General features: G+C 71.2%; 17 protein-coding genes. 4 read left to right on the top strand and 13 right to left on the bottom strand.

Annotation, left to right across the window (positions count from 1 at the left end; genetic code table 11):
- Positions 1–14: 14 nt before the first annotated feature.
- From IF651_RS04870 to IF651_RS04825, 10 genes are all read right to left on the bottom strand, one after another.
- A complete protein-coding gene (locus tag IF651_RS04870) occupies positions 15–2,801 on the bottom strand; it encodes a discoidin domain-containing protein (RefSeq protein ID WP_191827980.1) in 2,787 nt (928 codons plus the stop codon).
- Positions 2,802–2,882: 81 nt separating this feature from the next.
- On the bottom strand, positions 2,883–6,329 hold the full coding sequence (locus tag IF651_RS04865; RefSeq protein ID WP_191827979.1) for a hypothetical protein: 3,447 nt from the start codon (positions 6,327–6,329) through the stop codon (positions 2,883–2,885).
- A 61-nt stretch (positions 6,330–6,390) separates the two neighbouring features.
- Positions 6,391–9,702: a hypothetical protein gene (locus tag IF651_RS04860; protein ID WP_191827978.1), complete on the bottom strand. Its 3,312-nt coding sequence runs from the start codon at positions 9,700–9,702 to the stop codon at positions 6,391–6,393.
- Between the two features lie 235 nt (positions 9,703–9,937).
- On the bottom strand, positions 9,938–14,032 hold the full coding sequence (locus tag IF651_RS04855) for a galactose-binding domain-containing protein (protein WP_191827977.1): 4,095 nt from the start codon (positions 14,030–14,032) through the stop codon (positions 9,938–9,940).
- A 94-nt stretch (positions 14,033–14,126) separates the two neighbouring features.
- Positions 14,127–15,299 (bottom strand): mannose-6-phosphate isomerase, class I, encoded by a 1,173-nt coding sequence (gene manA, locus IF651_RS04850; protein ID WP_191827976.1) that lies wholly within the window; start codon positions 15,297–15,299, stop codon positions 14,127–14,129.
- Position 15,300: 1 nt separating this feature from the next.
- A complete protein-coding gene (locus tag IF651_RS04845; protein ID WP_191827975.1) occupies positions 15,301–16,812 on the bottom strand; it encodes a phosphomannomutase/phosphoglucomutase in 1,512 nt (503 codons plus the stop codon).
- The gene (locus IF651_RS04840; protein WP_191827974.1) at positions 16,805–17,893 is read right to left on the bottom strand and encodes a glycoside hydrolase family 130 protein; all 1,089 of its coding nucleotides are present in this window, start codon (positions 17,891–17,893) and stop codon (positions 16,805–16,807) included. The genes IF651_RS04845 and IF651_RS04840 overlap by 8 nt, the downstream gene beginning before the upstream one ends.
- A gap of 34 nt (positions 17,894–17,927) precedes the next feature.
- Positions 17,928–18,842 (bottom strand): ABC transporter permease subunit, encoded by a 915-nt coding sequence (locus IF651_RS04835; protein WP_191827973.1) that lies wholly within the window; start codon positions 18,840–18,842, stop codon positions 17,928–17,930.
- A gap of 1 nt (position 18,843) precedes the next feature.
- Entirely contained in the window at positions 18,844–19,827 is a 984-nt protein-coding gene (locus tag IF651_RS04830; RefSeq protein ID WP_191827972.1) for a carbohydrate ABC transporter permease, read from the bottom strand.
- Positions 19,828–19,850: 23 nt separating this feature from the next.
- The gene (locus tag IF651_RS04825; RefSeq protein WP_191827971.1) at positions 19,851–21,146 is read right to left on the bottom strand and encodes an ABC transporter substrate-binding protein; all 1,296 of its coding nucleotides are present in this window, start codon (positions 21,144–21,146) and stop codon (positions 19,851–19,853) included.
- A 317-nt stretch (positions 21,147–21,463) separates the two neighbouring features.
- Here IF651_RS04825 and IF651_RS04820 point away from each other — a divergent pair, with 317 nt between their 5' ends.
- On the top strand, positions 21,464–22,510 hold the full coding sequence (locus IF651_RS04820) for a substrate-binding domain-containing protein (RefSeq protein WP_206715150.1): 1,047 nt from the start codon (positions 21,464–21,466) through the stop codon (positions 22,508–22,510).
- Between the two features lie 27 nt (positions 22,511–22,537).
- On the opposite strand, the gene IF651_RS17570 is transcribed toward IF651_RS04820, so the two are convergent.
- Together IF651_RS17570 and IF651_RS04810 are read right to left on the bottom strand one after the other, a co-directional pair.
- Complete coding sequence (locus tag IF651_RS17570) at positions 22,538–22,849, bottom strand: sulfurtransferase TusA family protein (protein ID WP_191827970.1); 312 nt, start codon at positions 22,847–22,849, stop codon at positions 22,538–22,540.
- Between the two features lie 124 nt (positions 22,850–22,973).
- Entirely contained in the window at positions 22,974–23,315 is a 342-nt protein-coding gene (locus IF651_RS04810) for a hypothetical protein (protein WP_191827969.1), read from the bottom strand.
- Between the two features lie 360 nt (positions 23,316–23,675).
- Between IF651_RS04810 and IF651_RS04805 the strand changes: the two genes are divergently transcribed.
- The 3 genes from IF651_RS04805 to IF651_RS04795 all read left to right on the top strand — a co-directional run bounded on the left by IF651_RS04805 (position 23,676) and on the right by IF651_RS04795 (position 25,162).
- Positions 23,676–23,981 (top strand): hypothetical protein, encoded by a 306-nt coding sequence (locus IF651_RS04805; protein ID WP_191827968.1) that lies wholly within the window; start codon positions 23,676–23,678, stop codon positions 23,979–23,981.
- 78 nt (positions 23,982–24,059) lie between these two features.
- On the top strand, positions 24,060–24,416 hold the full coding sequence (locus IF651_RS04800; protein ID WP_191827967.1) for an extracellular solute-binding protein: 357 nt from the start codon (positions 24,060–24,062) through the stop codon (positions 24,414–24,416).
- Positions 24,413–25,162 (top strand): glycerophosphodiester phosphodiesterase family protein, encoded by a 750-nt coding sequence (locus tag IF651_RS04795; protein WP_191827966.1) that lies wholly within the window; start codon positions 24,413–24,415, stop codon positions 25,160–25,162. The genes IF651_RS04800 and IF651_RS04795 overlap by 4 nt, the downstream gene beginning before the upstream one ends.
- On the opposite strand, the gene IF651_RS04790 is transcribed toward IF651_RS04795, so the two are convergent.
- Positions 25,143–25,751, bottom strand: a complete 609-nt coding sequence (locus IF651_RS04790) for a dihydrofolate reductase family protein (RefSeq protein ID WP_191827965.1) — start codon at positions 25,749–25,751, stop codon at positions 25,143–25,145. The two genes, IF651_RS04795 and IF651_RS04790, sit on opposite strands and share 20 nt — an antisense overlap.
- Between the last annotated feature and the right edge of the window lie 133 nt (positions 25,752–25,884).

The following is a 25,884-nucleotide window of genomic DNA, read 5'->3' as shown; positions in this document are numbered from 1 at the left end:
GAGGGGTCTGTCTCTCATCCGCAGGAGATCGCCTCGTAGGCGACGCCCCAGGAGCGTTCGGTGCCGTCCCGCCCCGTGCCGACGACCCGCACTGTCCCGGCGTCGACCGACGACGCACGCACGGCGAACGACTGGTACGCGTTCGCGCCCGGTGCGACGCCGTCCACCGTGCGTGACCCGGACGCCGCCTCGAGGCGCACGTCCGCAGGGGTCTCGCCGGTGTTCTGCGCGCGCACCGCGACGTAGGCCTTGCCCGCCAGGCACCGGGCCTGCGCCTCCACGGTCAGGTCGACGGCCGGTCCCGCGGCGACCGCGCCGCGCGGCCCGTAGACCTCGAGCGCGTGCATCGAGTACGCCCACTTCGTGAGTCGCTGCGTCCCGAGCACGCGGACGTACCGGCCGCTCGCGCCGTCCGGCAGGTCGAGCACCTGCGTCCCGCCCGCGCCGTCGGTCACGGTCGCCACGGTGGACCAGTCCTGCGCGTCGTCGGACACCTGCACCTCGAACGCCCTGGCCGCGGCGGCCTCCCAGCGCAGCACGACGGACCCCAGGTCCTGCGGCCGCCCCAGGTCGACCTGCGCCGACTGCGGGTCGCTCGCCTTCGACTCCCAGCGCGTCCAGCGCGAGTCGTCGGTGAGGTAGCCGGCGAGGTTCACGTCGTTCGCCTCGCTGCTCACCTCGACAGGTGCACCGAGCGCCAGGTCGCGCGAGCGCACCTGCACGGACGCGAGCGCCTGCTCGCTGGCGTCACCGGCCGCGACGCGCACCCGGACGTACCGCGCGTCCCGGGGCGTGACGGTGGCCGTGCCCGACGTCGCGGCCTCCCCCCCGTCGACCGCCGCCTCCCACGTGGTCCCGTCGACGGACGTCTCGACGACCACCTCGCCGTGCGGTGCGACCGACCACGACAGCCCGAGCTCGTTCACGGTGCCCACCGCACCGAGGTCGACGTCGAGCTCCTGGTCCGCGGAACCGTCCGTGGTCCAGGCGGTCGAGGGGTCGCCGTCGACGGCGAGCGCGGCGTCACCGTCACCGGAGACCGCGTCGGCGCCGGTCGCGAGGTCGCGCTGCGGTTCGGTGTCGTAGCGCACGGGCACGCCGTCGAGCGTCGTCGTCCCGTCGCGGGTGCTCTGCTCCGCGCCGGCCGGGGCCTCGACGAGCACGACGGACGAGCCGGCCGGCACCGTGACCTGCGCGGTCCCCGTCGCGCCGGCGACGACCACACGGCCCGTCACGGAGTCGTACAGGTCGCGCGGGCCGTCGCCCTCGACCGTCACGTCGATCGTGGCGTCGTCGGTCAGCGGGTTGTAGTAGAGCGCCGTCGGGTAGGGGCTCGGCGCGTTCATGTCCAGCGCGTCGAGGTCGGTGCGCAGGACGTGATCGACGTTCGTCGGGCTTACCGTCGCGCCGAGGAACCCAACCCAGCTCGACCCGTACATGCCGAGCTGCGTCGTCTCCGGGTTGATGCCCCAGCTGCCTGCGCGGTCGTACGTGTCCGACGTCGCGATGATCCCCTCGGGGCCCTGGTGCCGGATCCCCTCGTACGCGATGACGTGCGCAGGGTCGTCGACGAACCGGTCACCGTGCTGCTGGGCGGCCGTCGGCATCTGGTCGGCGTAGAAGAACCGGCTCGCGTTCGAGACCTGCAGCATCCAGCGTCCGACGGCGTCCGCGTAGCGCGCGTCGTACCGCGCCGTCGCGGCGACCCACGGCGTCGAGAAGCTGTTCATCGCGAACGCGTAACCGTCGAGGTCGGTGCGCGACCCGCTCAGCCCGGACACGTCGTAGCCGCCCCACGTTCCTTCCATCGTCCCCCAGCCCTTACGGACGTCGGAGCCCGCGCGCAGCGTGGCGAACAACTTGCTCACGTCGAAGTCGGTCCCGGCCTCGGCGTTGAGCCGCGCGGCGACGTAGGGCGCGAGCATGGGCAGCATCTCGTAGTAAAGGTTCTTGCTGCGCTCCAGGTAGCTCATCGCCCACGTCGCGCCGTCGAGGTACTTCTCGTCCCCGAACGCGTCATAGGCCCACAGCAGTATCGCGGCCGTGCCTGCTGCGGCGTCGCCGCCCTCGTTGCGCCCGGTGACCTTGGTCATCGTCGCGAAGTCGAAGTCCTGCATCGTGAGGTCCGCGTCCGCGCCGCCCAGGGCGACGAGCATGTCATAGTAGCGGTCCGCGATGGAGCGCTGCATCTGCGTCATGTCCGTCGCGTCCGGGTACTGGGTCGCGAGCATCGAGTACAGGACATTTGCCGTCGTCGCGTACCAGATGCTGTTGCCACCGGGCGCCTTCGCGTCAGAGCCGGGAGTGTTCTTCGCGACCCCGAGGTCCGGGTGGTAGAAGGTCCGCAGCATGTCGACGTAGTCGCGGCCGTCCTGGTCGGACTTGTCCACGCCGACGAGCGTCGCACCCACGACGGACGAGATGAGCGTGACCGCCTCCTGGTGACCCACCCCGTCGACCGTACGCGTGTCTCCGTAGTACGCCGGCATAGAGTAGGTCGTCGACCCCTCGGGCATGTTGAGCGCGTCGGTGTCCTCGCGGATCGTCGTGAAGACACCGCGGTCGGTCCAGTCGTAGGCGTACGCGTCGTAGTCGAGCGCCCGCTGCCGCCAGTCCAGCTCGCCCCACGGTTCGGGAGCCGCCGGGAAGTCGTCGAACCCGACGACGGACGCCGGGCTCGCACCGGTCGGCGTCGGCCCGGGACCGGCATCGTCCGCGGCGGCCGGCAGGACGAAGATGCTGACGCCGAGCGTGACGAGCGACGTCGCCGCCACGCCGCGGTAGAGCTTGCTGTTCCTCATGGTTCCTCCTCGTCGAGGTGGCCCGGGGCGCCGCAGCGCCCCGGGCCGGTGGTGGTCAGCCGTACGTCGGCCGGTGGTGGGTCAGCCGCACGTGGTCGCGTCGAACGCGACGTCCCACGACCGCTCGGTGCCGTCCGGGCCGGTACCGACGACCGTGGCCGTCCCGGCGTCGGCCGACGCCGCCCGCGCCGCGAACGACTGGTAGGCGTTCGCCCCCGGCGCCACGCCGGTCAGCGTCCTCGAGCCGAACGGCGTCTCGAGCCGCACGTCCACCGGCTCCTCCCCGACGTTCTGTGCGCGCACCGCGACGTACGCCGTGCCCGCGAGGCAGCGGACCTGGGCCTGCCCCTCGAGCTCGACCGTGGGTGCGGTCGCTCCGCAGTCGTCCGCCCAGGTCACGGTCTCGCCCTCGGCGACGTCGATCGCGTCGCAGACGCCGTCCGCCGCCGGGCCGGAGAAGCGGACCTGGCCGCCGTCGAGGTCGACGTCGAGGTGCTGCCCGCCGTAGGTCAGTCCGCTGACCCCGCCGGTCGCGCCGGCGAGCCGGACGAACGTCGGGTCGCCCTCATCTGTCCGGACCCCGTTCGCCATCAGCACGAAGTCGATGTAATTCGAGATGCCGAACAGCGAGGGACGCACGCCGCGCGCGCCGACGGAGTCGCCCGGCTCCCCCTGCGCGTAGTACACCTCGGCGAACCACCCGGAGCGCACCATGTCCCGGTTGATCGCATTGACCAGCACCGAGGCACGATCGCGCAGCGCCGCCTCGTCGGAGCCCGCGATCGGGTCCATGCCGAGCAACCCGTAGGCGATAAGCTGCAGGTCCGGTGCCTTGACCGCGAAGTCGCCGAGCCCGGCGAGCTGAGCGTCCTCGTCGTAGTCGTCGAGGAACCGGTCCATCACCTTGACCTTCGACGCGTCGTCGAGCTCGTCCATGACGAACGCGGTCGACGTGTAGAACGACCAGCCGGGCCGGACCCACTGCCCGTCCTCGTTGCGGAACGGCTGCCCCTCCGTGTCGTCACCGAACGGGACGTCGTCGCGCGACGCGTCGAGGTAGACCTTCTGCACCGTGTCCCAGACCTTGCCGTCCTGGTCCGCGGCCGCCGGGAAGAACCACTCGGAGTACTTCTCGCTGATCTCGCTGCGCACGGCCCGGTAGTGCTCGGCGTCCTCGTCGTTCCCGAGCTCGTCGGCGATCTTGATCGCGAACTCGAGGTCGTAGGCGAGCGACGTGACGAACTCGCTGTCGCGCTCGTCGAAGTGGTTGTTCGCGCCGAGCACCCAGCGCATGTTGTAGCGCTCCCAGTTCAGGTGCAGCGCGAGCTTGTCGTAGACGCCCTCGAGCCTGTCGCGGTCGCCGGTGACGGAGTAGAGGATCCACGCGGTCTGCGCCTTGCGGGACGGCAGCGACTCGCCGCCCAGCTCGCCGCGCGTCCCGTACTCCTCGTCGCTCGGCTCGGTCGCGTCGGGCCCGTCCTCGACGAGCGCCATCATGCCCTCGAACGAGGCCCAGGCGCTCTCCGGGTCCGTGTAGACGAGCTGCTGCATGCCCAGCAGCGAGTCCCAGCTCGCGACGTTCCTGGTGCCCGGCGTCCCGTTCATCCACAGCGACGGCTTGCCCGTCCCGAGCTGGGCGTACGCGTTGCCCGTCTCGGGCGTCGCAGGAAGCACGTTCATCTCCAGGCTCACCCACGCCCGGTACCAGAACCGGCGCATCTCGTCGGCGGTGACGCCGCCGTCGGCCACGCGCTGCACCGAGAAGTCCTGCACGACGGGAACCTTCGCGAGGTACTCGTCCCAGAACGCCCCCCACGTCTCACGGTCCGCCGCGGGGTCCGCCGCAGCCGACCGGGCTCGGTCCCGCGAGGCCGCGGCGGCGTCGTCGGTCACCGACGGGTCGTTCACGGCAAAGCCCACGCCGACGACGGACGTGGCCTCCCCGCCGGGCAGCGACGCCGTCCAGGCACCGTTGCCCGCGAGCGGCTCCGCCGAGCCGCCGCTCGTGCCGAGTTCGGCGACGGAGCCGCCGAACCGCACGTCGGCGCCGGGGGGCAGCGCCACCGAGTAGGTGTCGTGCTCTCCCTCGACCGTCAGCAGGCTCGCGGCGGCGTCCCAGGACGCGCTGCCCTCGTACGCCCCGGCGACGGCGGCGCCGTCCGTGCTCGCCTTGACGGTCCGGGAGAACGAGTCGACGTCGTGGAACGCGTCGACCGTCTCGATCGACCCGTCCGCGTACTGTCCCGACGACTCCAGCGCCTGCGGCTGCCACCTGTTGCCGGACTCGTCGGCTGGGCGCAGCCACACGTCACCGGAGTGGAACGCGAGGTCGTCGAACGTCGACGCACCGTTCTTCCCGATGTGGAAGAGTTTGACGCGGAAGGTCCGCTCCCCCGTCCATCCGGTCGTCCCCGGGATGTCGTACGTCATCACCCCGGTCGTCGACGTGTCGGGCTGGACGGTCAGGTCGTCGCCGGAACCGGTCGAGAGCTTCAGCGCCCACTCTCCGGTCGTCGCGGCCGTCCGCACGCTCAGCAGCGGGGTCGCATCGAGATCGACCGTGACCTCGCGCTCGACGGCACCGTAGTCGCTGTCGCCCATGTGCACGGTGCCCTGGGTGCCGTCGGTCGTGATGCTGGCCGAGCCGCCCGCGTGCGCAGAGCGCGCCCAGCCCGTGAGGTCCGCGAAGTCGTCCACCACACCGGTGGTCTCGTCCGCCCACGGCAGGTCGGCCCCGTTGTCGAGGGACATCGAGCGGAACGTCGCCATCCCGCCGGGCTGACCCGTCTTGTTCACCGCGTACAGCTTCACCCGGAAGGTCTTCGGGCCCGGCGTCCAGTCGTAGGCCTCCGCGAGGTCGAACGTCACCGATCCGGTGGCGGACGAGTCGGCCTGCAGCTCCGGCAGATCGTCCCCGCTCCCTGTGTTCACCTTGATGTTCCACGTGGAACCAGGGCTGAGGGCCGCGACGTCGACCGTGAGGTAACGGGTGTCGGTGACGTCCTGGACGGTCACGTCGCGCGAGATGCTGCCCCACTGCTTCCCGTCGTCGAGCCGTAGCGTGGTCAGGCCGTCGGCCGAGGTCGTCGTGACGCTCGATGTGCTCCAGCCCTCGGTGCCGTCGAACGGTTCCGACAACGCGGCCCGGAACGCGCTGCCGTCGGGCCGCTCGCCCGACGTCGCGTAGGTGCTGAGCAGGTCCGTCCGGTGGATCGCCTTGTCGTCCGCGTAGTAGCCCACGTCGAGCGGCAGGCTCGGCCCGGCCGTCTGCTCGAGCTCGTTCCCCGACCCGCCGGAGTCGAACGGGTTGAGGACGATCCGTGAGTCCGGCACCGACAGCCAACGCTGCTGGGCGTCGCTGTCGTCCGCCAGGTACGAGGTGGTCACGCCGCCGTCGGTCGGCTCGTCCGCTGCGGCGGACGACGCGGTCGCCGCCATCAGCGCCGGGGCCGCCAGCAGCGTCGCGGCGACCAGGCCTGCGGTGGTCCGTCTGGCCGGCGACCCGGTGGTCGATCGGTTCCTGCTCATGTCGCTCCTCACGTCGTCGTGCGCGGTGGTGGATCGGCCGGCCGCAGCCGGGGTGGACCGATCAGCTGCAGTCGGTCCCCGCGAAGGCCGTGGTGACGGTCACCGAGGGTGCCCCCGCACGCGTCACGACTACGTCCGCCTCGCCCGCGTCGAGGTGGTCCGCACGCGCGGAGAAGGACTGGTAGACCGACGAGCCCGGAGCTGCGACGCCGCTGCGCTCGCCGTACGGCGTGACGAGCCGCACGGTCGCGTCGTCGGCGCCCACGTTCTCGGCCCGGACGGCGACGTAGGCCGTCCCCGCCAGGCACCGCGCCTCGGCCCGGACCTCGACCTGCGGGTCGCCGTCGCACGCGGCGTCGGCCCACCGGACCGTCTCCCCCTCGGCGACGTCGACCTGCGTGCACAAACCCCGCGAGCCGGCCCCGGACAGCGTCACGCCCTGCGCGGTGAGGTCGACGTCGAACGACTCGCCGCCGTGGGTGAGGCCGGTGATGCCACCCTCACGGCCGGGCATCCGCAGGAACGACGGCCGGCCCTGGTCGAGCCGGTAGCCGTTCGCCATCCACACGTTGTCGATGAGTTGCGAGATCCCGAACAGCGACGGCCGCACGCCCCGCGCGATCGGGGTGCTGTCCAGACCCTCCCCGGTCTCCTGGTACACCTCGGCGAACCAGCCGCTGCGCACCATGTCCCGCGTGATGGAGTTCGCCAGCACCTCGGCACGCTCCACGTCGCCCTGGTCGAGCAGGCCGTAGATCATGAGCTGGGCGTCGGGCGCCTTGATCGCCTCGGCCGCGAGACCGGCGAACTGCTCGTCCGGGTCGTACTCGGAGTCGAACCGGGCCGTAAGTCGGTCGACCGTGACGTCGTCCAGCCCGGGCACGTGCAGCCCGGTCGCGACGTACTGGGTCAGACCGACATCGGGCTGCTTGCTGTCGTCGAGCCAGACCTTCTGGTAGGTCGTGCCGTCGTCCTCGAAGAACCAGTCCTGGTACTGCGGGAGCAGGTCGTCGATGATTCCCTGCCACTCCGCGACGTCCTCGGGCCGGTCGACGATCGTCGAGACCTCCTGGGCGTACTGGAGGTCCACGAGCAGGGAGACGACGAACTCCGCGTCACGCTCGTGCTCGCTCGGGGTGGTGCCCGGGTTCTTCCATGCGAGGTTCTGCGACTCCCAGCGCAGGTGCCGCGCGAGGTCGTCGTAGACGCCCTCGAGCCGGTCCGTCTCCCCGGTCACCTGCTGCAGGACGAGCGCGGTCTGCGCCTTGCGCGACGGCAACGACTCACCGCCGAGCCCGCCCTCGTCGTCGACGAGCGCCATCATGCCTTCGAACGCACCCCACGCCGTGTCCGGGTCGACGTGCACGAGGTCCTGCATCCCGAGCAGCGAGTCCCAGCTCGCGACGTTCTTGGTGCCCGGCGTGCCCTTCATCCACATGGACGGCTTTCCCGTGCCGATCTGGACGTACGCGTTCCCGGTCTCCGGGGTCGCCGGCAGGACGTTCTGCTCGATGTTGACCCAGCCCTGGTAGTAGAAGCGCTCGACGTCCGCCGGCTCGACGCCGACCGCGTCGACGCCCTGCAGCGAGAAGTCCTCCGGCACGGGGACCGTCGCCAGGTACTCGTCCCAGTAGGCGGTCCAGGTCTCGCGGTCACCCTCGGGATCCTGCGTCGCCGCGGCCGCGCGCTCACCCGCCGCCGCGACCGGGTCGGGGTCGACCAGGTCATCGTCGACGGCGAACCCGAGCCCGAGGACCGTTCGGCCCGACGGCACCGTCGCGATCCACGCACCCGACGTCCCCGTCGGGGTGCTCGACGTCGCACCCAGCCCGGCGAGGCTCGCCGCGTACCGGACGTCGGTGCCCTCGGGCAGGTCGACTGCGTAGACCTCGTGCTCGCTCCGGACGGTCAGCACCGACGCGTCCGCGTCGTAGGAGACATCGCCGTCGTAGGCGCCGACCACTCCGACGCCGTCCGTGCCGTCCGCGTCGATCGTGCGCGAGAACGACGTCTCGTCGTGGAAGACGTCCGCCGTGTGCAGGGTAGCGCCCGACGAGTAGGACGCGTCCGCGTCCAGCGCCGCCGCGTGCCACGTGGACCCGACGTCGCTCGCGCTCTCCAGCCAACCCGGGGTCCCGTGGATCGCGAGCCGGTCGAACGCGGTCCAGCCCGACCGCCCGACGTGGAACAGCTTGACCGTGAACGTCTTCTCGCCGCTCCATCCGGTCAGGCCCGCGAGGTCGTACGTGAGAACGCCCGTCCGGTCGGTGTCCCACTGGACGTCGACGTCCTTGCCCCCGTCGGAGACCTTGAGCGCCCACTTGGCCGACGTCTGCGGCACGTCGACGGTGAGCAGCGGGTCGCGGTCGAGGTCGACGGTGACCGTACGCTCGACGGCTCCGTGCGTCACGTCGCCCGTGCCGACCGTGCCCTGGCTGCCGTCGGAGCGGAGGGTCGCGCCGTTGCGGGAGGTGGTCCACGGACTCGCGTCGTCGAAGTCGTCGACAAACCCTGCGTCGGCCTCGTCGGCGTCATCCGGGCTCGTTCCTCCGTTGTCGAGCGTCAGGGAACGCAGCGCCACGGACCCGGCCGCAGCCCCCGACGCGTTGGTCGCGTACACCTTCACCGTGAGGTCGAGCGGCTCGTGGCCCCACCCGTACGCCGCCGCGAGGTCGAACGTGGCCGTGCCGGTCTCCGTGCTGTCCGGCCGGACCTGCGGCAGGTCGGCCCCGCCGTCGACGGCGACCTTCGCGTTCCAGCCCGCACCGCCCGTGAGCGCGGCGACGTCAACCGTGAGATACCGCGCGTCCGCGGTGTCGTCCACCGTGATCCGCTTGGCGATGTGACCCCACGCCTTGCCCTGGTCGAGCGTCAGGACCGCCTGACCGTTCGTCAGGCTCGTCGACACGTCCTTGGTCGTCCAGCCGGAGAGGGTGTCAAACGACGCGGCGAGCGCGCGGGCATACCCCTCGTCCGTCGGCGTCTCCCCTGCCACCGGCATGACCTGGAGCAGGTCGCGGCTGAGCAGCGCCTCGTCGGCGGCGTAGTAGCCGACGTGGAGCGGCAGGTTCGGTCCGGCGTTCTGGTCGAGCTGGGTGCCGGCCCCGTCGCGGTCGAACGGGTTGAGCACGATCCGCGACCCGGGGACCGAGGACCAGTGCTGCTGGTACTCGCCCGAGTCGGCCAGGTCGTCGCTCGTGACGTGCTCCGCCGGTGCCGTCTGCGCCGACGGTGCTCCCCCGGCAGGCGTGTCCTGCGCGTGGGCGGCACCCGGCAAGGCCAGTGCGAGGGGCAGGGACAGCGCGAGCGCCAGCGCGCCGGCAGAACGGGTGGGGCGGCCCTGGTGGGCGGCGGCGGACAGTGCTCTCGACATCGAAGGCCTCTCCTCGGTGTGGGCGCACGAGGCCGGTCACCTGTGCGCGGCGCCGCGACCGCATCGTCACGACGGCGACCGTCAGCGCTGTCAGTCTCGACAGGTTCAGTAAACCGGTTCGCACGCGGAGCGTCAAGAGCGCATTTTTGTGAACTAAACGCTCGCCTAAACTTCGTGCAGACGACGCTCGGGCGATACGCCCACCGGCGCATCACCCGAGCGTCGTCGACAGCGGTCAGCAGGTCCGCGCCGGGACGGCGACCTCCTGGGTGCTAGTCGCGCCGCCGTCGGTCAGGGTCACGCTGACGGAGGCCGTGCCCGCGTCGATGCTCGCTGCACGCGACGAGAACGACTGGTACGCGCTCTTCCCCGGCTGCACGCCGGCGACCGTCCGCTCACCGAAGTCCGTCGTCAGCGTGACATCGACCGGCGCATCGCCGGCGTTCGTCGCGCGCACCGCGACGTAGACCCGGCCCGCAAGGCACCGGCTCTCAGCCTCGACCGCGACCTCCGGACCGCCCTGCTCGACCAGGCCGTCGAGCGCGGTGGTCAGTGCCTCGACCCGGTCGTCCACGACTGTCTGGGTGGCGTCGTTCGAACGGAGCGCGTCCTTCGCCGCCTCGAGTGCGGCGATCAGCGGACGCCAGCTCTCGGGCGAGTAGCGCGTGCTGTCGAGACCGTCAGCGCGTTCCACCACCTGTGCCAGGTCCTGCTTGTCGACACTGAGGACCACGAGGCACCGCACGAACTCGTTCCCGTCCGCGTGGGTGAGGAGGAGCCATGTGGCTCCCGACTCGCCCGTCGACAGGTCCACCTCGATCTGCCCGTCGTCGGTGACCCGCGGATCACCGGCGACGCTCGCGACACCGTCGTCCAGGCTCGTGGCCACGACCTCGTCGGAGGCGGCCCACGGCGTGATCGACGCGCTCAGCACCCCGGTGGCGTTCCGCTCGAGCGGCGCCTGGTCGGCGTCGCATCGCAGGTTCGACCCTCCGAAGAGCTCGAGCTCGAAGATCGAGATGCCGTACTTGGTGGCCGGGAGACCGATGACACGGACGTACCGGACCTGCGCCTCGTCGAAGTCGACGGTGTTCGTGAGCTCACCCGACGACTTCTGCACGTGCGCGAGCTCCGTCCAGTCCTGCCCGTCCACCGAACCTTCGACGCGGTAGTCGTTCGACGTCGCGGACTCCCACGTCACGACCGCCTGGTTGACCGAACGGACGTCCTCGAGGTCGACCTGGAGCCAGCGCTCGGTCGTGTACGGGGCGTTCTCACGCGCCGACGACCACCTCGTGGTCGGGTTCCCGTCGTTCGCGTTCTTCGGGGCGGCCGTCTGGTTGTAGGTCGAGTCCGCCGTGATCGGACGGTCGAGGGCAAGGTTTTCCCGCCCTGCCGGCACCGGCGGTACCTGTGCGATGCCGTCGTCCCCGAACACCTCCAGCTCCCACAGAGAGACGCCGTACTGCGTCGTGCTCCGCTTGACGGTCTGCACCCGCACGTACCGGGCGGTCTCGTCGAGGTCGATCAGATCCGTCCCACCGTCCGACCCCGCATCCGTCGTCGCGTAGGCGTCGCGCCAGGTGGCGCCGTCGTCGGACACCTGGACCCGGTACTGGAGCGCGTACGAGGCCTCCCACCACAGCCGCACCGTCTTGATCGGCTGCGACGCTCCGAGGTCGACCTGCACCCAGGAGCTGTCGGAGTTGTTCGCGCTCCATCGGGTGCCCATGCTGCCGTCGGTCACGTTCCCCGCAGCGTTGTCCACGGACCCGGAAGCGGTCACGGCCTTGCCCAGGGCCACGTTCACGCTCGTTCTCGTGGTCAGCTCACGGACGGAGTAACCATTGCCGTCCGAGCTGTCCAGCATGAGCAGACGAACATACGTCGCCTGCGTCGGCGCAAGCGCGATCTCCTCCGTCCCGCCGCCGCCGTCCTGCACGAGCCGCTGGTCGGTCCACTCCTCACCGTCCACCGACGTCTGCAACAGGTAGCGGGCGGCGTGATCGTCACCCCACGCGACGGTGACCCCCGTCAGGAACGAGCCCGCAGCGAGCTCTTTGCGCAGCCAGGAGGTGCCGTCGTCCGCGGAATGCCACGCAGTCTCGTCGTCGCCGTCTCCCGCCAGGGCCGCCTCGCTCCCCTCGCCGGACCCGCTCGCGCTCAGGGTCGAGTGCTCGTTGCCCGGGACCAGCTCCGCGGTCACGGTCCGGCCGAGGTTGGCGCCCGAGCCCAGCGCGAAGACACCGCCTGCGGAACCGTCAAGCCCGTCGAGCGTCACGTGCACGACGGCGCCCGGCCGACTCGGGTTGGCGAGGCTCACCACGGGCACGTCGCCGGACTCGTCCAGCATCACGATGCTCGGCTGGCTCACCTCCAGGGTGCGCCCCTCGCCCAGGTCGAGGGTCCCGGCCTGGTAGAAGGTCGCCATGGTGCGGCCGAGACCCGCGTGCCGGACGGCCTGGACCGTCGCGTCGTTGCGCAGCACCTCGACCGCCGGGTCGCCCGCGTAGGCCTTGACCTCGTCGGCGGACTTCCCGGGCAGCACGACGTACTCGTAGCCCGCGTCGTCGGGGTCCACCCCGTGGTCGAAGTACAGCGTGAACGCGTCGTGCGTCACCGGGTCCTCGTCGAGCCAGCTACCCGTCTGGGCCTTGTTCGACACGCGCACCGGCTGGTCGGACGGGAATACGTAGCCGACCTCGTCGTTGTACGCCCACGACGGGGAGTCGACGACCTCGGAGTCCGTTCCGGCGGGCACCGGCTCGCCGTCCACGGAGGCGTTGTCCTTCGCGACCGCCTGGTTCACGGTCGTGTGGATCGCCGCGTCCGAGCCGGACGTGATGCCCGCGCCGAGCGCGACCATCTCGTCGTCGAAGTAGTAGTAGCTCTTGCTGCCCTTCGTCGCGGCCCGGTCGAGGGAGTAGACGCTCGCGCCGTACGTGCCGTCCGACACGCCGCCCGTGAAGCTGCCGCCGTTACCCGTCGAGCCACGCGTCTGCTCCTTGACGTACGGAGCGGTCACGCCGGGGTAGTGGAACCAGTCGAACGCCGGATACAGGTCGAGGTACTCGCAGTTGTTGACCTGGATCGCGGTCGCGCCCGCCGAGCCCCACACGATTTCGTTCCCGACCTCCGGACGGAACGTCGAGCGGTACTCGCTGCCGACGGTCCGGCTGGAGTTCAGCCGGGTGAAGATCCCGTAGTCGTCCCGGACCTGGGACGAGAACTCAGAACGCCAGAAGTACTTGTTCCCCGTCACCCCGTTGGTCCGGGTCTTGCCGTAGATGCTGTCGAGAAGGCCCTGGTAGGCGCTCGCGTAGAGCGGGTCCGTGCGCACCATCTTGGTCAAGGGCTCGATGAACTCCGAACTCTGGCTCGTCACACCCGCGATCGTCTTGGCGGGCCGATAGCCGAGGTAGAGCATCCCGACCTCACCGCGGATCATCCAGCGCGTGCCGTTGACGATGTAGAACGCGATCGTGTCCAGGTTGTCGCGGCTGAAGGCGAGCCCCGTGCCGCGGGCGGCGTCCGCCCAGAGCGCCACGTTCGTGAACAGGATCATGCCGTAGCCCTCGCTGTAGAGCTGAGCGCCGTGCGCCCAGAAGCTCGCGTCGGGCTGGACCGCCTCGTTGACCTCGCCGGAGTCGTCGACCCTGACCGTCTGGACCATCGTGTCGAAACCGGCCTGGATGTTCTCGATGTTCTTCGTGGCGAGCGCCTCGAACAGGTAGTTCGTGGTCCGCCACGCGCCGTTCGCCCCGACCGGGTCCTGCTTGCCCGTGTTGTGCTCCAGCGTCACGTCGAGCGCGTCGTCGCTGAGCTCGTCGCCGACGAAGATGGAGATCCGGCCCATCGCGATGGACTCGCCGATCTCCGTCTCCCACCAGTTCGTGTTCCCAGGGTCGGCCTCGTCCCAGTAGGCGAGCGCACTGTCCAGCGCGCTGATGAGCTCAGGGTCCTCGTACCCGGCCGCCGACGGGTCGCGGTAGGCCTGAGCCATCGCCAGCATCCGGTAGAGCGCCTTGTACGCGTCCCACACGGCGCCGTTGGCCGAGCTCGTCCGGTCCGTGTAGTCGACGTCCGGCCACGAACCGTCCGCGTCCAGCGTCGCGGCGTACTCGAGCGCCTCGGACTCCCGCCCGAGGTAGATGCCGTTGGCGATCTTCACCTCGTCGCCCTGGTCGAGGTAGTACTCCTGCAGGCGCGAGACGATCGTGGCGACGTCCTGCTCCCCGGGCGCCGCCGACGCCGGTGGCGCGGCCCCGAGGCCGATGCCGCCGAGCACGAGGCTCAGTGCGGCCGCGGTCAGTACCTTGATGCTTCTCATGTGCAGCTCCTTCGCTGTTCGAGTTCGATAGGCCGGCGCGTGGGCACTGGACGCGCAGCCCATGCGTGCGCCGTCGGACTGCGCACGCACGGGTTCACGCGGTGGCTACGACCGCGGTGCCGTTGCCGGACACGAGGAGGGGACCCTCGACGTCGGGCACGAAGACCGCCTCCCCCGGCTGGAGCCGACGCGCGTCGTGTGCGGAGACCTGCGCCTCGCCCTCGGTGCAGACGACGACGCGTGGCCCGTCGGCCGGGCCGGCGAGCTCCTCGCCCGCACGCACGGTGACCACGCGCAGGGCGAAGTCCGCGACGGGCGGGCGGAAGTCCACGACCCCGGGACCGACGCGTTCCGGACGCAGGAACCCGGTGAGCCGGGGCGAGAAGTCGGTGATCGTGAGCACCTGGTCGACGTCGACGTGCTTGCTGGTCAGGCCCGCGCGCAGGACGTTGTCGGACGCCGCCATGACCTCGACCGCCATGCCGCGCAGGTACGCGTGCAGTGTGCCCGGGGCCGTGTACAGCGCCTGCCCGGGCTCGAGCCGCTCGTGGTTGAGCAGGAGCGGCGCCAGCAGGCCCGGGTCGCCGGGGAACCGCGCCGCGAGGTCGTGCACGACGGCGAGCTCGGGCCGTGCGCCGACCCCGTCACGCGCGCTCTCGGCGACCGCGTCGACCCAGGTCGCCGAGTTCGCGCGCTGGCCGAGCAGCCACGTGAGGGCCCCGCGGTGCGCGACCTCCGCGGGCTCGCCGCGCAGGACCGCGACGAGCGGGTCGAGCGCCGGGACCTCGAGCTCGGCGACGAGCTTGGCGGACTGCTCGGGCTCGCGCAGCCCGCTGAGCAGCTCGAACGGGGTGAGGGCGTAGACAACCTCCGGCTTGTGCGACCGGTCGCGGTAGGAGCGCGCGGCGTCGCCCTGCCCGACGCCGCGCGCCTGCTCCGCGGCGAAGCCCGCCTCGGCCTGCGCCGACGTGGGGTGGACCTGGATCGACAGCGCGTGCGCGGCCGCGAGGATCTTCGCGAGGTAGGGCAACCGAGGTCCGAACGCGTCCAGCACCCGGCGTCCGAGCATCGCCTCCGGCTGGGCCGCGACGAGCACGTCGAGCGGGACACGGCGACCGCCGCCGTCGGCCGTCGACGGGTCGTCCGGGTGGGCGCCCATCCACACCTCGGCCACCGGCCGGCCGTCGACCGGCCGGCCGAGGAGCTGCTGGACGAGGGTCGCCGAGCCCCACGAGTAGCGGCGCACAGGGTTGTCGAGCAGGTACACGTCAGGCGCTCCTCTCAGGTGCCACTGCGTCCAGGACGCTGTCACGCACGCGCCGCATCGTCTCGGCGTCGGTCGCCTCGACGTTGAGCCGCAGCAGGGGCTCCGTGTTCGAGGACCGCAGGTTGAGCCACCAGGAGCCGGCCGTCGGCGACGTGCCCTGCGTGTCCCAGCGGGACACGGTGAGTCCGTCGAGCCGGTCGACCTCGAGGCCCGGCCCTGTCTCCCCGGTCGGCGCCGTCAGCGTCGCCACCGCCGCCAGTGCCCGCTCCTGCGCGGCCGGGACGTCGTCGACGCGCACGTTCACCTCGCCGGACCGCACGTACGGGTCGAGGTCGGCGACGAGCGCGGACAGCGGGCCGTCCTGCTCCCCGAGCGCCGCGAGGACGTGCATCGCCGCGAGCATCCCCGAGTCCGCTCCGTAGAAGTCACGGAAGTAGAAGTGCCCGCTGTGCTCCCCGCCGAACACCGCGTCCTCAGTGGCCATCACGGCCTTGACGAACGAGTGGCCCACCCGCGTCCGCACCGTCCGGACGCCCTGTGCCGCGAGGAGCTCAGGGACGGCCCGCGACGTGATGACGTTGTGCAGCACGACCGGTGCACGCCCGGCGGCGCGCTCGCGCACCGCCTCGCGCAGCCCGACGAGGGCGGTCACCGTGGAGGGGTCGACGCGCTGCCCGCGCTCGTCGACGACGAAGCAGCGGTCGGCGTCCCCGTCGAACGCGAGCCCCAGGTCGGCACGGTGGCGCACCACGGCCTCCTGCAGGTCGATCGTGTTCGCGGGGTCGAGCGGGTTCGCCTCGTGGTGCGGGAACGATCCGTCAAGCTCGAAGTACAGCGGGACGATCCCGAGCGGCAGCGCACCGAGCCCGACGCCCATGCCGAGCACCGCGGGGACCGTCAGTCCCGCCATGCCGTTCCCGGCGTCGATGACGACGCGCAGGTGTCGTCCGCCCGAGAGGTCCACGAGCGAGCGCAGGCGGGCCGCGTAGTCGCGCAGGACGTCGACCCGTGCGACCGTCCCGGTGCGCGGTCCGGGGACCGCGGCGCCGTCGAGCAGCTCCGCGGCCCGGTCACGCACGGCACGCAGACCCGAGCCCTGGCCGACCGGGCGAGCCCCCGGCAGGCACATCTTCACGCCGTTGTAGCGCGCCGGGTTGTGGCTCGCGGTGAACATGGCGCCCGCGGCGTCGTGCAGGGCCGTCGCGAGGTACAGCTCGTCGGTCGAGCAGAGCCCGGCGTCGAGCACGTCAGCACCTGCAGACGTCGCACCGGCGACGAACGCGCCCACGATCTCGGGGCCGCTGTCGCGCATGTCGCGGGCGACGGCGACCCGCGGCACACGTCCGGCGGCGTCGGGCCGCACGACCTCCTCGACGAACGCCGCGCCGAGAGCCCGCGCCACGTCGGGACTGAGCTCGTCGGGCACGACGCCGCGCACGTCGTACGCCTTAACGACACGGTCGAGCACCGCGCTGGCATCGATGACGTCCGTGCTCCGTGCGAGGTCAGTCATCGCGGCGCTCGAGCTCCGCGACGCCGATCTTCGAGTCCGCCATGCCGTAGAACACGAAGCGGCGCCCGTCGATCTCCTCGATCGCCGTCGGGAAGACGACGTTTCCGAGCGTGCCCTGGAGCTCGTCGTCGGTCTCGGGGACGAGCAGCGGCTCGGCCGTCCTCGCGATCACCCGGCGCGGGTCCGCCGCGTCGAGGATCATCGCCCCGGCCGTGTAGCGCGCGCCGTAGGAGAGCTCGAATCCCGAGGCGTTCGCCCCGGTGACGCCGTGGTGCAGGATCAGCCAGCCCTCGGACACCCGCAGCGGCGGCGGGCCACCACCGATCTTCGACTCCTCGAACGGCATCTCGGGCTCCGCCACCATCTCCGACCCCTGCACATGGGTGAGCGCGGACAGGTCGCGCGACGCCGCTTCGAGGTCGACGTACCCGATCCAGATCGACGGACGTGGGTCGTCGATGCCGGCGGGCGTACGCGCGCCCTCACCCGGACGCAGCCAGTCGAGGTCCCACATGGGCCGGTGCAGCAGCGCGAGCGCGGGACGCCCGTCGGGCCCCGGGACCGCCTCGGGGAAGAAGACGATGTCCTTGTTGGGGAAGAGGTTGAGGTCGGTGTCCAGCTCCGGCTGGTACGCGAAGCGGATCGGCCCGAGGCGTCGCCACGCGACCGTGTCGCGAGAGACCGCGAGCGCCGGCTTCGGGCCCAGCGGCCCGTACGCGACGTACGTCATGACGTACAGACCGAGCGGCTCGACGAACGTGATCCGAGGGTCCTCGACCCCCGCGTTCTGGCGTCCGCGCTCCCAGCCCTCGTCCGGGGCGAGCACGACGCCGAGCCGCTCGACTCCGACGGGGACGCCGTCCTCGACGACGATGCGGGCGCGGCCGACGCGCGAGACGTTCCCTGCGGCGACGAGGCGCGGGTAGAGGTAGAGCTCGCCGTCGGGGCCCCGGGCGGTGCCGGGGTTGAGCACGCCCTCGACCTCGAGCGGGTTGCCCGCCTCGGGGGTCATGATCGTGCCGAGCCTGCGCAGTGCGTAGGGGACGGTCGAGACGTGGGAGATCTGGTTCACCTGGGTCATTACCTTGCCTTGCGGTGGTTCGGAGGGGCGGGCGTCAGCCCTTGATCGCGGAGCCGAGGTTCGCGGACGTGAAATGCCGCTGGAACAGCAGGAAGAGCACGACGGCGGGGATCGCGAGGACGCACGCGCCGGCGAGGACGGCACCCATGGGGTTGTCCTGGAACGTGGAGTTCGCCTGCGAGAAGTTCGCGAGGCTCACGGCCAGCGGCTGCATTGTTGCGTCCTTGGTGACGAGGAACGGCCAGAGGAACTCGTTCCACGGCCCGATGAACGTCACGAGCATCGCGGTGAGGATCGCCGGCCGGACGAGCGGCACGGCGACCGAGCGCAGGATGCGGACCTCGCTCGCGCCGTCGATCCGTGCGGCGTCGAAGATGTCGCGCGGGATCTGCAGGAAGTACTGCCGGAAGATCAGCACCGCGACCGAGTTGACGGCGAACGGCAGGATCATGCCGAGGTAGTTGTCCGCGAGGTTGAAGTAGCGCACGACCATGACGTACAGCGGGATCATCAGCAGCTGGAACGGGATCGCCTGGACGAGCAGGACGAGCGCGAACACGAGGCCCTGCCCACGGAACGACAGGACGGCCAGGGCGTAGCCGACGAGGAGCCCGAACACGAGCGTGCACCCGACGACACCGGCCGTCATGATCAGCGAGTTCAGCAGGGAGCGCGCGAGGTCGATCGACTGGTTGACACCCGCGAAGTTCTCGAGCGTGAGGTTGTCGGGGAGCGGCAGGAGGCCGCGGACGCTGGTGTCCCGCTCCTTCTGCAGCGCGCCGATGATCATGTAGTAGAACGGCACAAGCGCGAGGACCGCGCCGAGGAGCAGGACCGCGAACCGCAGCGCGGGGAGCACGCCGCGTCGCGGCCGGTCCGTGGGCCGGGCCGCCGTCGGGCCGGGCGTGGTCGTGCCGTCCGCGGCGGGGCGGTCGGTGGTGGTCGACATGTCAGCCCTTCCTCTCGGTGAGACGGCGGGAGACGAGGGACAGGATCATCACCGCGAGCACGAGGATCAGGCCGATCGCGGCGGCGATGTCTGGCTGTCCCTGCTGGATGCCCTTCTGGTACATGAGCAGCGCCGGGGTCATGGAGGCGCCGTTCGGTCCCCCGCCGGTGAGCAAGTACGGCTCGGTGAAGATCTGGCCGGTCATGATGATGGAGAGCAGGATCACGAGCGACGTGACCGGTCGGACCGCCGGCAGGGTGACGCTGCGGAACCTGCGCCACGCGCCGGCCCCGTCCATCTCGGCGGCCTCGTGCAGCTCCTTGGGGACGGCCTGGAGCGCGGCCAGGTAGAGGAGTACGTAGAACCCGAGGTTCTTCCACGTCACGTACACCGCGATGAGCGGCATGATCAGGCCGCTGTTCGCGAGCCAGGTGGGGTCCGGGGCGAGGTCGCCGAGGAGCCGGTTGACCACGCCGTTGCCGTTGAACATGTAGATCCACACGGCGAGCGTCGCGACGGACGCGGTCACGTAGGGGACGTAGTAGGAGACCCGGAAGAACCCCTTCCAGTGCACGACGCTGTCGAGCCCGACGGCGAGCACCAGCGCCAGCGCGACGGTCAGCGGCACGTTGATCACCAGGAAGATCAGGAGGTTCTTGAATGCCTGGTGCACGGCCGGGTCCGCGAGGACCTGGCGGAAGTTGTCGAGCCCCACGAACGGGTGCGGGACCTGGACCCCGGGCGCCGTGAAGAAGAAGTCGTGGAACGCCATCCACACCCCGAACCCGAACGGGATCAGGAAGACGATGACGACGAACGCGGTGTACGGGGTGCTGAGGAGGAGCCCGAGCGGGTGCTCGCCGAGCAACCGCTGCAGGCGCCGACCTCGCGGGGCGGGCTTGCCGGCGCCCCGGCCCGGGAGCGGGGCGCTGTCCTGCGCGCCCCGCTCCCCTGACCGGGACTCCGTGTCACGGAGGGTGGTCATGGGATCGCCTCGTCGGTCCTGCGTCAGCCCGACAGGCCGTCGACGGTGGTAGCGGCCTGGTCGAACGTCGAGTTCAGGTCGCCCGACCCGGACTGCACGGTGCCGCTCCAGGCGTCGCGGAAGACCTGCATCTTCTCGGCGAGGCCGTCGACGGTCGGCACGTCGACCGCGAGCGGGACTGCCGCCGCGAAGGGCTCGAAGAACGGGTTCTCCGCGAGGAAGTCCGCGGCGAGCTCGGACGCGTCGGTGCGCGTGGGGAACTGGCCGGTGCCCTCGAGCAGTGCGAGGTCGTTGTCGTCGTTCGTCGCGAACTTCGCGAAGTCCCAGGCGGTCTGCTTGTTCTCGCAGGCCGTGTAGAGGCCGATGTTCTTCGAGTCCGCGAACGTCGAGGTCGCGTCGGCCGCCTTGCCGTCGACGGTCGGGAGCGGCACGACGCCGAACTCGACCTTGCCGTCGAACTGCGCCTTGCCCCACGGCCCGGCGACACCCATCGCCGCCACACCGTCGGCGAACGGGCCCGCCCACATGTCACCGCTGTAGGCCTCGGCGGACGAGTATCCCTCGGCGTAGAGGGTCTGCCAGAACTCGAGCGTCTCCATGCCCTCGGGGCTCGTGAACGTGGACTTGCCGTCCTCGATGAGCTGGGTCCCGTCGGAGTTGGCGAGGAAGAACGGGTAGAAGTCAAAGTTGACGTTCGTGTAGTCCGCGGTGGCCGGGGGGTAGATCGCGAAGTCGGCGGAACCGGAGTCCTTGATCGCCTTCGCGGCGGCCAGGACGTCGTCGTAGGTCTCGAGCTTCGGGCTCTCGGGGTCGAGGCCCGCGTTCTCGAAGACGTCCTTGTTGTAGTAGAGCATGAACGGGTTGGTCTTCCAGGGGATCTGGTAGAGGTCGCCGTCCGCGCTGCGGAACCCGTCGGCGGCGTCACCGGAACGACCCGTGACGTACTCCTCGCCGTCCTCGAACGTCGTCGAGAGGTCGACGAGACCGCCCTGCTTCTGGAAGGCAGGGACGGCGGAGGGCGCGGTGTTGAAGACGAGGCACGGCGTGTTGCCGGCGGTGATCGAGGCCGCGATGACGTCCTCGGAGGAGCTCCCCGCCGGGATCGCCTGCGCGGTCACCTCCTCGTCGGGGTGGTCGGTGTTCCAGGCCTCGACGACCTGGTCTCCCCACGCGATCTCCTGCTCGTTCGTGGAGTACCAGATGTCGATCGGGCCGCTGGTCAGCTCTCCCGAACCGTCGCCGGTCCCTTCGTCGCTCCCACCCGACCCGCAGGCGGCGAGCGGCAGGACCGCTACCGAGAGTGCTGCTAGCGCTGTCATCCGTGCTTTACGCATCATTGCGCCCATCTCCTCATCCGAGCGCTCGCCGCCCGTTCGTCGTTCACCGGCGTCGTACCGAGCCGGTCGTGCCGGTCGTGCTGCGACAACCTTGACGCCATCAGTAAACCGGTTTGAGTCCTCAACGTCAAGCCGTCGGCAGACCGGGCGTCCCAGCGCCGCAAACCCGCTGAACTCTGAGGTTCAGCCATTCGCAACAAGGGCTAAACATCTAGTAAACCGTGCGCTACGCTGCACCAGTGAACGCACCGGAGCAATCGATCCCGACCACGGGTACGGGCACGAGAACAGACCCGCCCGTGGGAACGATCCCCCGCAAACGAGTGACGATCGGCGACGTCGCCGCACGAGCAGGCGTCTCCAAGAGCGCGGTGTCGTTCGTGTTCAACGATCGCCCGGGCGTGAGCGCGGCCGCCAAGGAACGGATCCTCGCCGCAGCGGCCGATCTCGGCTGGCAGCCCAGCGCGCGCGCGCGGGCGTTGTCGCGCAGCCGGACCCAGGCCGTCGGCCTCGTGATCCGCCGAGAACCCGAGCTGTTGAGCACGGACCCGTTCTTCCCCCAGTTCATGGCAGGCGTGGAGATCGGTCTGACGGCCCGCGACTACTCGCTCGTCCTGCACGTCGTCCCCGACGAGAAGACCGAGCGCGCCGCCTACGAGCGCTTCGCGCGCGAGTCGCGGGTCGACGGTGTCTTTCTCACCGACGTCCGCGTGGGTGACTCCCGGCCGCGCGAGATCGCGGCGCTCGGCCTGGACCTGGTCGTCATCGCACCCGAGGGAGCCGACGCGGGCGGTGACGTCGTCATCAGCATGGACGACGGCGCCGGCGTACGGCGCGCCGTCCATCACCTGCACTCCCTCGGCCACCACCGGATAGCGCACGTCATGGGGGCACCGGGCTACGTGCACACCGAGGCGCGCCGGCGCGCCTGGCAGGAGACGCTCGCCGAGCTCGGCCTGCCCATCGGCCCCGTGGTCACCGCGGACTTCACCGGGGCAGGCGGCGCACGCGCGACGCACGAGCTCCTCGACCTGCCGCAGCCGCCCAGCGCGATCCTCTACGGCAACGACCTCATGGCCATCGCCGGGATCTCAGCCGCGACCGACCGCGGCATCCGGGTGCCCGAGGACCTGTCCGTCGTCGGGTTCGACGACGTACCCCTCGCCCCCTACGTCGTCCCTCCGCTGACGACGGTGCGGCAGAACGTCGTCTCCTGGGGAACCGCAGCCGCACAGACGCTGGTGGCACTCGTCGAGAGGAAGCAGGCACCGACGGTGCAGCTGCCTCCGGTGGAGTTCGTCGTGCGGGGCAGCACGGGGCCCACCCGGAACCGCCGGCCAGCCTGAGCCGGCGACGAGCCTGCACGGGTGCAGTCAGCCCGCCGTCCGCCATGGTCGGTCGGGGTCCGTCGCCACGGGTGTCGCGGTGACGCGCACGGCGTAGGTCGGTGCGGTGTCGTCGGGTGCGCCCTCCCCCGCGTCGACCACCCCGACGTACTCGTGGCCCGTCATCCGGCACCACACGGGCAGGTCGATCGGCGCGACAGGGTCCGAGGTGACGAGGTGCACGACGGTACCGTCCGCCATCGTCGCCACCCGGCCGCGCAGGAGGACGAGGAGACGCGCGCAGCCCAGGTCGCCGCCGTCGATCGTCACGACGTCGGTCGCGCGGTCCGGTCCGTTCACGGTCCACCCGTCTGTCGGTCCCGTCGGTGCCCCGGCGAGATGCGAGAACCTGTCGTCGGGAAGGCCCGACCGACAGTATCTTCTCGCATCTCGCCGGCGCCCCGTCAGCCCACCGGCCGGCTCCTCAGCACGTGAGGGGGGCGTACGTGATCTCGGCCGTCCGGCCGTCGCTCACCCGCACGTCGACGGTCCCCGCGCCGACCTGCGTCGAGCGCGCCGGGAACGCCACGTATGCCGAGCGTCCCGGTGCGACGTCGGCGAACGTCTTCGACCCGACCACGGTCGCGACGTCGACGTCGGTCGGTCCGGCGGTGTCCGGCAGCACCCGCACCGCGACGTGCGCCCGCCCGGCCATGCACCGGGCCGAGGCCTCGGCGTCGACCGTGCCCGCCGACGCCGGGGTCCCGCGGACTTCGAGGTCGTACAGCGACAGGTACGGGCCGATCGCCTTGGCGGTCGTGGTCACGCGGACGAACCGGGCCGTCGTCGGCTCGGTCTCGAGCGTGTCGGTGCGGGCCTCGGGCGCTCTCCGTGCCCGACGCCGTCACGTCCCCGCCGAGGGCGAGGTCGGGCCGGTCGAGCACGGACAGGCGCCACGCACCGAGCCCGGCGCCGGTCGCCGGGACGATCGCACCGAGGCGGACGTACCGCGCCGCCTGGCCGGGCAGCTCTACCCGGTCGGCACCGGGGCCGCCCACGGAGTGCGCGACGCCGGCCGTCCAGGTCGTGCCGTCCGCGGACGTCTGCACCGTGTACGACGCCGGGTGCGCCGTCGTCCAGTCGACCTCCACGGCGCCGACGTGCTGCGCGATCGCCGAGGTCGACCGTGAGCGTCGCCTCGTCGGTCGAGGAGGTCTCCCAGCGGGTCGTCGTCTGCCCGTCGGTGAGCGCCTCAGGCCCGTGTCCCTCGTCGGACGACGAGGCCGCGACGGCCGCGTCGTGGCTCAGCTCGCCCGCGCGCTCGCCGCCGCGCGTGAACTGGACGACGTCGATCCCCGGGCCGATGCCCAGGGTGCGGGTCAGCGCCGAGAACCCGCTGAACGACAGCTCGGGCGTGCGCGCGGCCCAGGTCTTCTGCGCCATCGCGGGGAACGACAGCTCGACGAGGCCGTGCACGTCCTGCTGCGTGTAGTCCGCGTGCACGAGGTCGTTCCAGACGGCGAACGTCGCGCCCTTCGGCGCACCGGGCTCGACGGTGACGTTGCCCGCCATGTTCGGCAGCCAGGTGGCCGCGGCGATGTTCCTCGCGTTCCTCACGAACACCGAGAGCACGGCGTACTTCTCGCAGAGCACCGGCTACATGCCGGTACGCACCTCGGCGGTCGAGAGCGAGACCATGACCGCGACGTACGAGGAGACACCGCAGTTCCGCACCGCCGTCGACCAGCTCGCGGACAAGGCCCGCATCCAGGACGATGTCCGGGTGTTCGTGCCGGGCGCCGACGCGCTGCTCAACGACGCGATCGAGCAGATCGTCATCGAGGGCACCGACCCGCGCACGGCCTTCGAAGAGATCGCCCCGCAGATCGAGACCGCCTACTCCGAGAACGTGGAGCCGTACCTGTGAACCGTCCGGCCGTCGTCGCGCACCGTGGCAACAGCTCCGTCGCGCCGCAGAACACGCTCGCCGCGTTCGAGGCGGCGTGGCGGGCCGGGGTGGAGTGCGTCGAGCTCGACGTGCGGCTCACCGCCGACGGCGTGGTGGTCGTCATCCACGACGACACCGTCGACGCGACGACGTCCGGCAGCGGTGCCGTCGCGGGGATGGATCTCGCGGCGGTCCGGTCGCTCGACGCCGGGTCGTGGTTCGCCCCGGCGTTCGCCGGGCAGCGCGTCCCGACCTTCGACGAGGTCGTGGCGTTCCTCGAGACCCGGCCCGGCATCGAGCTGCTGGTCGAGCTCAAGGGCGCGTGGACGGTCGAGCAGGCGCGCTCGGTGACCGACCCGTTGCGGTCCGCGGGCCTCACGGAGCGCGTCGTCGGCCAGAGCTTCTGGCCGCAGAGCGTCGCCGCGCTGGGTGCGGCCGACCCGTCCCTGCGGCGCGGCCTGCTCGTCATGGAGTCCGGCGCCGACCTGCCGGACCGGTGCGCCGCGCTCGGCGTCGAGACGTGCAACCCCGTCGGCACGCTCCTGCTCGAGGACCCGGGACTGGTGGACCGCCTGCACGACGCGGGGCTGCGCACCACCGTCTGGACGCTGAACGAGCCGGCGCACTGGGAGGCCGCCGTGCGGCTCGGTGTCGACGGGATCATCACCGACCGGCCCGACCGGCTGGCCGGGTGGCTCGACGGCGTCAGGCAGCCCGCACGCTGAACCGCAGGTGCGTGACCCGCTCGCCCGGCGTGATCTCGGGGCCGTCCAGCAGTCGCGGGGCGGCCCCGAGGTCGTCGAAGAACGGCACGCCGCCGCCGAGGAGGACCGGGACGACGTCGAGCACGACCTCCTCCAGCAGCCCGGCCGCGAGCGCCTGGCTCGCCATGCGGCCGGCGTTCACCGCGACGTCGAGCCCGCCCGCTGCCTCGTGGCCGGCCGCGACGGCGTCCTCGATCCCGGTGGTGACGAACCGGAACGGCGCTGCCGGGTGGGCGGCGACCCAGTCGTGCGGGACGTGGTGCGTGAGCACGACGACGGGCTTGTCGAGCGGGTGCGTGCCGCCCCACCCGTCGGTGATGTCGAACAGGTGCCGTCCGACGACGAGCGCACCGATCCGCGCCATCGCCGCGGTGAGGTAGGCGTGGTCGGCCGCCGACAGGTTGAACGAGACACCGGGGTTGGCGCTGGGGAACACCTCCGTCCCGGCGTCGTACCACTCGAAGAGGTGCTCGATCCCGGTCTCCCCCGGCCCGGCGATGAATCCGTCGAGCGAGACGCTCGCGCTCGTCGTCACGATTCCCGTGCTCATGCCCGTCTCCCGTCCGGCGTCCTCGGTCGAGCCCGCCCGTCTCTCCACCCCGGTTCCGACCGAGGTCGCGGCCCGGACTCATCGGGCACTGACCGATCGGCTCCGGACCGTGGAAGTTCACCCTCGACATCCT

The organism is Cellulosimicrobium arenosum (assembly GCF_014837295.1).
Classification (GTDB): Bacteria; Actinomycetota; Actinomycetes; order Actinomycetales; family Cellulomonadaceae; genus Cellulosimicrobium; species Cellulosimicrobium arenosum.
Note: the sequence above shows the minus strand (reverse complement) of the source record. Positions and strands in the feature narration are given on the sequence as shown.